Annotated in this window: 1 pseudogene; it reads left to right on the top strand. The window is 46.5% G+C overall.

Annotated elements, in window-relative coordinates:
* A pseudogene (locus ACFINE_RS09705) lies at positions 1-1,491 on the top strand (filamentous hemagglutinin); the annotation flags it as partial.

Here is a 1,491-nt window from a genome sequence, read left to right as displayed (position 1 = left end):
CTCAGTGCTTTAGCCGGTGAGATGAAGATTGTTGCAACGTCTTTTGTCAATAAAAGCGCTGAAACGACAAATTCAGACCAACAAAACGCTACACATGATGAAGGTGCGCATGTTTTAGCCCGGGATGGTTTGCGCATTGATGTGGGCAGTTTTGAGAATGTTGATGGTCTTATTTCTACGCAAGGGGCAGTCAATATTGTTGCTGATAGTGTGATCCAAGCAGGGCACATAGAGATTGAGCGTGGTGACCTTCAACTGACCAGCCACGGTGATTTAAGCAATAGTGGCACAATAGAAAGCAATGATACCATTGCTTTGCATGCGCAAACAAATCTCAGCCAAACGGGGCGCATTGTCTCTAAAAAGCGGATAGAGCTTTCCAGTGATGGCATATTGACAATGGGCGAGACAAGTGAGGTTGGCGCCTATGATGTAACGCTGAAGGCAGGCACACTCACCCAAACTGGGCTTGTGGAAGCGCAAGGCGGGGTACTGACTCTCAACAGTCATGATGTTTTAAGCAATTCCGGTATTATGGTGGGCGGTGTTGTTGATGCGAAGCTTGGGTCTTTAGCCAATTCCGGTCAGCTTTTAGCCAGTGACAGTTTTACGCTTGTGGCAAAAAGCCATGATCCGTCATTGGGGCAAGTTGCTCTGGTTTTAAATGGTGAAGACGGTGTTCTCAAAAGTGGTGGTGCTTTTGTCTTAACCGCAGATGTTTTGGACAATGCCGGCAGTATTGGCTCAAGTGGTGATGGGGTTGCGCTCAATGTGAGCGCTGATCTGAGTAATAGTGGGCTGATTTATGCCAAGAAATCTGCCATTTTCTCCTTAGATGGGGATTTTATTAATAAGTTTGCCGATGTCATTGCTGAAGACAATCTCATCATCCGTGGCTTAAGTGGAGAGCGGGCTGGTCATGTGATCAACAGCTCGGGGCTTTTAGAAGCCGTGTCAGGCGATATGACCTTCGATGTCTCAGCGCTTACCAACATGCGTGAAGGTGGGGTTGAAGTTACCGATAAAGTGGTTGGTCACAGTTACGTGCGAGGAAAATGGAAAAAAACCGAGGTTAGACACCACCAGATAAAGGAAGATGTTGACACTACGATCATTCGTCAGCAGCCTCATTTTACCAATGGAGCTGCACAGATTTTAGTAGGACGTCATCTCACGGTTCATGCCGGCGATATCCGTAATAGCTACAGTTTGATTGCTGCTAATGGCAACATTGAGATGCAGGGTGATACGCTGCTCAATGAGGGGCGCGATTTAACCGAAACAACAAAGATTGTAACTGAAACACATCGCAGGAAGAAACATTGCCACACATTATTAGGAGGGTGTAGTATTACAGGCATAACATATTATGGCAGTACTACTGATACCAAAACAACCGTCCGCACTTATGATGCTGTTTACGGCACGATTGAAGCTGGTGGCACGCTTGATGCCAAGTTGACAGGCTATATTGATAATCATGCGGTGCGT

This window comes from Bartonella sp. AA97HXZ, assembly GCF_042196985.1.
Classification (GTDB): domain Bacteria; phylum Pseudomonadota; class Alphaproteobacteria; order Rhizobiales; family Rhizobiaceae; genus Bartonella.
The sequence above is the reverse complement of the archived record's forward strand: the minus strand, read 5'-3'. Positions and strand labels throughout refer to the sequence as shown.